At 72.4% G+C, this 7,114-nt stretch carries 7 protein-coding genes and 1 pseudogene; 4 read left to right on the forward strand and 4 right to left on the reverse strand.

The window, feature by feature from the left end; translation table 11 throughout:
* Positions 1–1,303 (forward strand): beta-1,3-glucanase family protein (locus G3I65_RS58875; RefSeq protein WP_160699666.1); only part of this gene is annotated, 1,303 nt, incomplete at its 5' end.
* Between the two features lie 60 nt (positions 1,304–1,363).
* On the opposite strand, the gene G3I65_RS33600 is transcribed toward G3I65_RS58875, so the two are convergent.
* Positions 1,364–1,918, reverse strand: coding sequence for a CGNR zinc finger domain-containing protein (locus tag G3I65_RS33600; RefSeq protein WP_160699667.1), 555 nt, complete (start codon positions 1,916–1,918; stop codon positions 1,364–1,366).
* Positions 1,919–2,086: 168 nt separating this feature from the next.
* On the opposite strand from G3I65_RS33600, the gene G3I65_RS33605 reads away from it, so the two are divergent.
* From G3I65_RS33605 to G3I65_RS33615, 3 genes are all read left to right on the forward strand, one after another.
* Positions 2,087–2,770 carry an AzlC family ABC transporter permease gene (locus G3I65_RS33605; protein WP_309235868.1) on the forward strand — a complete coding sequence of 228 codons (684 nt, stop codon included), beginning with the start codon at positions 2,087–2,089 and terminating at the stop codon, positions 2,768–2,770.
* Positions 2,767–3,087: an AzlD domain-containing protein gene (locus G3I65_RS33610; RefSeq protein ID WP_160699669.1), complete on the forward strand. Its 321-nt coding sequence runs from the start codon at positions 2,767–2,769 to the stop codon at positions 3,085–3,087. Before G3I65_RS33605 ends, G3I65_RS33610 begins: the two co-directional genes overlap by 4 nt.
* A 425-nt stretch (positions 3,088–3,512) precedes the next feature.
* Positions 3,513–4,430 (forward strand): LysR family transcriptional regulator, encoded by a 918-nt coding sequence (locus G3I65_RS33615; RefSeq protein WP_160699670.1) that lies wholly within the window; start codon positions 3,513–3,515, stop codon positions 4,428–4,430.
* A gap of 54 nt (positions 4,431–4,484) precedes the next feature.
* On the opposite strand, the gene G3I65_RS33620 is transcribed toward G3I65_RS33615, so the two are convergent.
* The 3 genes and pseudogenes from G3I65_RS33620 to G3I65_RS33630 all read right to left on the reverse strand — a co-directional run.
* Complete coding sequence (locus G3I65_RS33620; protein ID WP_239071615.1) at positions 4,485–5,000, reverse strand: flavin reductase family protein; 516 nt, start codon at positions 4,998–5,000, stop codon at positions 4,485–4,487.
* Positions 4,997–6,511, reverse strand: coding sequence for an amino acid adenylation domain-containing protein (locus G3I65_RS33625; protein ID WP_160699671.1), 1,515 nt, complete (start codon positions 6,509–6,511; stop codon positions 4,997–4,999). Before G3I65_RS33625 ends, G3I65_RS33620 begins: the two co-directional genes overlap by 4 nt.
* 4 nt (positions 6,512–6,515) lie before the next feature.
* Positions 6,516–7,114, reverse strand: a pseudogene (locus G3I65_RS33630) (hypothetical protein); the annotation flags it as partial.

A 7,114-nucleotide genomic window follows, 5' to 3' on the forward strand; every position in this document is an offset into this window, starting at 1 on the left:
CACGGCCGCCGCACTCGCGGTCGCCGCGCTCGGGCTCGTCGCGCCCGTCGCGAACGCGGCCGATCCCCTGATCTCCCAAGGAAAAGCCGTCACGGCGTCTTCGGTCGAGAACGCCGGAACGCCCGCGGCCGCCGCCGTGGACGGGAACACCGCCACCCGGTGGTCGTCGCAGTTCAGCGATCCACAGTGGATCCGGATCGACCTCGGCGGCGCCGCGACGGTGAGCCAGGTCGTGCTTCGCTGGGAGGCCGCGTACGCCACGGCGTACCAGATCCAGTTGTCCGACAACGGATCCACCTGGTCCACTGTGTACCAGACGAGCACCGGCACCGGCGGCACGCAAACGCTGAACGTGACCGGCGCCGGGCGGTACGTGCGGCTGTACACCACCGCGCGGGCGACCCCCTACGGCGTTTCGCTCTGGGAGTTCCAGGTGTTCGGCACCGGCGGCGGCACCGTCCCGACGCAGCCGGGCACCCCGCCCGACTCGTTCTGGGGCGACACCGGCAGCATCCCCGCCGCGCGGAACGTGCTCACCGTGAAGGTGCTCAACCGCACCAACGGCAAGTACCCGGACAGCCAGGTGTACTGGAGCTTCGGCGGGCAGACCCACTCGATCGCCGAGCAGCCCTACCTCGACATGCCGGCGAACTCCGCCGGCCGGATGTACTTCTACCTCGGCACGCCGAACGGCCAGTACGCCGACTTCATCGAGTTCACCGTCGGGCCGGACGTCTTCAACGGCAACACCACCCGCGTCGACGCGTTCGCGCTGAAGCTGGCGATGCGGCTGCACGCGCACGACGGCTACGACGTCCAGGTCGGCGACGACTACGGGCTGTTCCAGGAAGACCGCTCGGCCACCTTCGCCCGGTTCCAGGCCGAGGTGCCGGCGGAGTTCAAGGGGCTGGCGACGGTGAACGCGCCGTACCGGATCCCGGCGCCGGGCAGCGCGCCGGACTTCCGCGCCGGCGGCCAGTACGCGAACTACTTCACCGCCTACGCGCAGTCGGTGGGCGTCAACGAGCCGACGTCGAACATCACCGGGTGCGCCGGCTCGCTGGCCGGCAACCCCGACATGTGCGCGGCGCTCAACCGGCACACCGCGCACCTCCCGCAGTCCCAGTGGCAGGACCCCGCGCAGTACTACCAGGGCGCTCCGGCGAACTACTACGCCAAGTTCTGGCACGACCACGGCATCAACCGCCTGGCGTACGGCTTCCCGTACGACGACGTGGCGGGCCAGTCGTCGTTCGTGTCCCACGGCGACCCGCAGTGGCTGGTGGTCGCGGTCGGCTGGTGATCCCGGCGAACGGCGGCGTGGCGTTCTCGCGACGCCACGCCGCCGTTCGCGGTTGCGGACTCAGTTCACGGCGGCCGCGGCGCGGCGGGCGCGGTAGGCGCGCATCTTGTGGCGGGCGCCGCAGACCGAGGTCTCGCACCAGCGGCTCACCGCGTTGGGGGAGCGGTCGTAGTAGGCCCACAGGCAGTCCTCGGCGCCGCAGATCTTCAAGCGCGCCAAGGAACCGTCGAGGCGGGCGGTGACCAGTGTGGCGAGCACCCGGGTGAGCGCCGCGTCCAGTGCGGTGGCGGCGTCGCCGGCGAACTCCGCGCCGGGCGGATCGGCCCGCAGGAGCGGGCGGGTGCCGGTGCGTGCCAGTTCGCCGTTGAGCACCGCCGCCGCGGCCGGCGCGCCTTCGCCGCCGTGCAGCAGCTGCCGCAACGCCTCCCGGACCCGGCTCACACGGGTCAGGTCTGCCTTTGTCGGCCGGGCCGGGCACGGCAGGCCCGCGTCCGCCGCCCACGCCACCAGGCCATCCGCCGTGGTCAGGTCGTCCCGGTGCTCCAGCAGCTCCCGGGTGTTCACCAGGCTCTGGATGACGGTGAGCGGCGCGGGTGCCGCCGGGCGGGGGGTCATGTGCGGGAGGTTACCAGCAAGTTCGCTTGTTGGTTACCACCGATGGAGCAATAGTGGCTGTTTTGGCGGTTTAGAGAAGTATTTGCCGGGTAGGGCCACCCGACTGGGTTACCAACACCGGGATTGGTTGGTAACGTTGATCAGGTCGAGCCCGAGGAGGTGAACATCGTGACCGAAACGACCGCCGAACGTCGTTCACCGGCCGCGGTCGTGCGCCCGGTGCTGCCGGTGGCCGCGGCCGACCTGGCGGACGGCATGGCGTTCGGCGCGCTCGCGGCCTCGGTCGGGATGGGTGTGCTGGCCCCGGTGGCCATGTCCCTGCTGGTGTTCTCCGGCAGTGCCCAGTACGGCGCCGTCGCTGTCATCGGGCAGCACGGCTCGGTCTGGGCGGTGGTCGGCGCCGCGGCCGCGCTCAACGCGCGTTACCTGCTGATGGGCACCACGATCGCCCCCGCGCTGACCGGGTCCGCCTGGTCGCGGGCGGGCACGGCGCTGCTGATCACCGACGGGTCCTGGGCGATCGCCCACCGCGGTGACGGGCGCTATGACCTGCGGACCCTGCGGGTCGCCGGGTCGCTGTGCATGTGCGGCTGGACCGCGGGGACGGCGCTGGGCGCCATCCTCGGCGACGCGATCGGCGACCCCGGGCGGCTCGGCCTGGACGCCGCCTACCCGGTGTTCTTCCTCGGCCTGCTGCGCACGCACCTGAAGACCAAGCGCGCGTGGTTCCTCGCGGTCCTCGGCGTCGTCGCGGCGGGCGCGCTGGTCGCCTGGGCGCCCCCGGGCGTCCCGGTGCTGGTCGCCGGTGCCGCGGGTGCCGTGGCCGGCGCGGCCTTGGGGGTGCGGGAATGACGTACCAGTGGCTGATCGTGCTGGCGCTCGGCGCCACCGCGCTGACGTTGCGGGTGGTCGTGCCGCTGGCGGCGGGCGGGCGGGAACTGCCCACCTGGCTGCGCAACGCGCTGACCTGCGCGACTCCGGCGCTCATCGCCGGGCTGGTGGTCACCCTGCTGTGGCCGAGTTCGGGTCAGGTGTCTTCGGTGCGGACGCTGACCGCGTTGGCCGGCGTCGGCGTGGGGGTGGCTTTGCTGGCCGGCAAGCGGTCCATCCTGACCGCGATGATCGGCGCCGCCGTCGTGAGCGCCGTGCTGCGCCTGGTGTTCGGCTGATTTCCCCGTCGCGCGCGGGGATCTCGAAAATGCGAAAAGTGTGCTCCTCCCGCGGAGAGGATGAATGGGGATGACGGGGCGATGCTGGTCTCTTGGAGTGAAGGACGTCGCGGTACCGGCCACGGCGGGTGAAAGCGCTGACTCCGCCCGCCCGCCTGATGGGAGCAGTTTGCCGGTCCGGACCGGGTGGTATCCGCCGGGTGCGGGAGAAAAGGATTTCCGCGGCCGGGAAGGCGCCGCGGACGCCGCTGGGGAGAACGTAGTCGTGAAGCGTGCCGTGCCGGCGACCCGTTGCCGGCCGCTGGGAGGTTTCGTGTCCGAGTCGCTCCACCACCACGGGAAAGCCGCCACGGTCGCGCGGAGAGTTCGCGGGCTTGCCGCGACCCGCAACCGGGACCTCGGCGCGGACCGGTGGTGAGCCGGTCGTGGACACCGCGTCTCTGAACACCTTCCTCAGCGTGGCCGAGAAGGCGAGCTTCACCAAGGCCGCCAGCGACCTGAGCGTCGCCCAGCCGACGGTCACCGCCCGGATCAAGAAGCTGGAGCGCGACCTCGCGTGCGACCTGTTCCACCGCACCGGCGCGCTCATCCGGCTCACCACGGCGGGCCAGCGGTTCCGGCGCTACGCCCACAAGATCGTGAAGCTGAGCCGGATGGCGGAGGAAACCGTGCTGGCGGGCACCGCGGTCGGCGACGCGCTGACCGTCGGGGCCGACAGCGGCCTCACGTCCTACCGGCTGGTGCCGATCGTCGAGTACCTGTACCGCCGCCACCCGGAACTCGCGCTGGAAATCCGGCCGCTGGAAGAGGATCCGTGGAGCCGGATCGGCGATTCCGATGTGGACTGCGCGTTCTTCATCGACGTCTGCGACTCGTCGTCGAAGGCCGATTCGACGTTGCTGTGCCCCGAGCCGCTCGTGGTGGTCGCGGGCCAGGACGGGCCGGTCGGCCCGGAGCCGGTGCCGACCGCGCGGCTGGCCCGGCAGCCCCTGCTCTGCGCCCACCGCGGCAGCGGCTACCAGCGCCTGTTCGAGCGGACGCTGGGCGACGCCGCCGACACCCGTGTCCGGGCGCTGACGTTCGGCTCGATCGACGCGGTGAAGCACGCGCTGATCGCGGGACTGGGCATTTCGCTGCTGCCCCGGCTCAGCGTGGCGACCGAGCTGGCCGAGGGCCGGCTGGTCGAGGTCCCGTGGACGGCACCGTTCCAGGTCTTCACCCAGGTCGCCTGGCACCGCGAGATCCGCGCCGACCCGCGGTTCTCGGTGCTGCTCGACGCGGCGGCCCGCGCGACCGCCGAGCAGGTCGCCGACGCGAGCCCGGCCCGGCGGTCCGTGCTCTGAAGCCACGCAGACGAAAGTGCCCGGTCCGCCGGACCGGGCACTTTCGCCTCTCCCTCAAGCCCCGAGCGGGTACTGCTCCCGCCCGTACAGCACCGTCGGGGCCGCGTTCGTGTCGCGCAGCCACACCACCTTCCCCACGACCACCGTGTGGTCCAGCAGGTCCGCCGTGTCACCCACCTCGCACACCAGCGCCATGCCCGCCGCCGACAGGACCGGGACGCGGCGCTCCGGTTGCCACGGAACGCCGGCGAAGCGCTCCGCCGGGCTGCCGGTCGCGAACTTGCGGGTCAGTGCGCGCTGGGACCAGGACAGCGTGTTGACGGCGAACGACCCGGTGCCGAGGATGGCCGCGAGGGTGCGGCTGTGGCTGCCAAGCGACACCAGGATGCTCGGGGTGTCGGCCGACAGCGACATCACCGCGTTCGCCGTGCAGCCGACGGGGGAGTCCCCGGCGACGGTCGTCAGCACCGTGACGCCGGTCGGCAGCTTCGCGATGGCCCGGCAGAAACCCTCCGTGGGCACCAGTTCCGGCGCGGCCGTTTCCATGGTCTTCCCTTCCACGGCGATCATCCGCGCTGCCCGATCGCCTGCGCGGTGAGTGCCGAACGGTCGATCTTGCCGTTGACGTTGAGGGGCAGCGCGTCCAGCACGCCGATCCGCCGGGGCACCATGTACCCGGGCAGGCGTTCGGCCGCGGCGGCCAGCAGTCGCTCGGGGTCGAGGCCCGAACCCGTGCACACCGCTTCCAGCTCGGTCGTGCCACCGCTGCCGGGCAGGGCCAGCACGATCGCGTCGCGTACGTTCTCCTGGTCCCGCAGCACGGCTTCGATCTCGCCGAGCTCCACCCGGTAGCCCCGCACCTTCACCTGCTGGTCCGACCGTCCCAAGTGGACGAGCGCACCGTCCTGCCAGGACACCCGGTCGCCGGTGCGGTACCAGGCGGCGTCGTCGAGTTCGTCGTCCGGACCGTGTAGCCGCGCGACCTCATCGCCCGGACCGAAGTGGTAGAAGCGGCCCTCGTTCGCCGCGGGGTCGAGGTAGCCGGGGAAGCGCTGGGGCCCGCGCGCGCAGAGTTCGCCTTCGACCGCGGGGCGGCCCTGGTCGTCGAGGACGACGTGGCTGACACTGGGGTACGGCCGCCCGATCGGCACGGTCCCGTTGGCCGTGACCGGCCAGTCCGCCGGATCGGCTGGCAGCCGGAACTCCGCGCAGCTGATGGTCAGTTCCGTTGGCCCGTAAAGGTTTTCGACGACACCGCCGGGCGCGGCGCGCTGCCACGCCTCGGCCTGGTGCGTGGTCAGCGGCTCACCGCAGAACAGGCTCCAGCGCAGCGTCGGCATGCTCCCCGGCCGCAGGCTGCGCAACCGCTGGGCGTAGGACACCATCGAAGGCACGGCGAACCAGTGGGTGAGCCGCTTCTCCGCGACGAACCGGACCGGCGCAAGCAGGTCTGCGCGGCTGGGGACGACGAGCGTCGCGCCGCCGCCCCACGCGGTGAACATGTCGAACACCGACAGGTCGAAGGTCAGGTCGAACGTCTGCGAGACGCGGCTGCCCGGCGCCATGCCGTACCGCGGCACGACGTGCGCGAGGTACGCGCAGACGTTGCGGTGCCGGATCGGGACGCCCTTGGGCTTCCCGGTCGAGCCCGAGGTGAACAGGATGTAGGCCAGGTCCCCGGTGCGGGGCTCCGGCGGGGTGCGCGCGGCGCCGTCCGCGGGCTCGGCCATGACGAGTTCGGGCACGCCGAGTCGGGCGCTCTCCTCGGTGAGGACCAGGTCCAGGCCGGCGGCTTCGGCGATCATCCGGTTGCGCTCGTCGGGAAAGGCAGGGTTGAGCGGGACGACGGTGCTGCCGAGCCGCCCCGCGGCGAGGTACCCGGCGTAGGTCAGCACGCTGCGTTCGGCCAGCACGCCGATCCGGGCGGGCACGGTCCCGACCGCGGTGACGGCCTCGGCGGCGAGGTGCCCGGCGAGGTCGCGCAGTCCGGCGTAGGTCAGGGTGCGCGTGCCGACTTCGAGCGCGGGTTCGTCGGCGTGCTTGGCGGCCGACTCGGCGAACCACTGGTAGAGCGTTTCCATCGTTTCATGCCTCCTGTTCCAGGCCGGCGGTCGTCTTTTCGTTGGTGCGCAAGAGATCCTCGAAGGTGCGCTGCAGCAAGCCGGTCCGGGGACGGCCCCGGGCGGCGGACTCGGCGGCGAACCGGACGACCTGGGGCAGCTCGCCCCAGCTCACCGCGGCCGCGGCGGCCTCCTCCGCGCCGATCTCGCCGTTCGCGGCGAGCACCTCGAGGCGGTAGGTGTAGTGGCGGCTCGCCGCCCACAGGTCGTCGCCGTAGCGGGCCGCGGCGGTCTCGTCCTCGGCCAGCACGTCGCTGATGCGCCCGAGGACCTCGGGCAGGCCGCACGTCCAGCCGTCCGGTTCGGCCGGGGTGGCTTCGCCCGGAGTGCGGGCGAGCCAGCGGAACCTGCCCGCGTGCACCGGTTCCACGGCGGCGCCCAGCGCGAGGCGGTCGCGGTTGGTGATCTCCGCCGGCCAAGGGGCGTGCGGCGCCAGCGCGCGTTCCAGCGCGGCGTCGTCCAGCCAGCCGAGGAAGGGCTCCTGCCCGCCGAGGGGCGTCAACGCGCAGAAGTGGTCGCCCACCAGCCACCGCCCGTCGCGCCGGCCGAGCAGCAGGAGCCAGT

Source organism: Amycolatopsis sp. SID8362, from assembly GCF_010550475.1.
GTDB classification, from domain to species: domain Bacteria; phylum Actinomycetota; class Actinomycetes; order Mycobacteriales; family Pseudonocardiaceae; genus Amycolatopsis; species Amycolatopsis eburnea.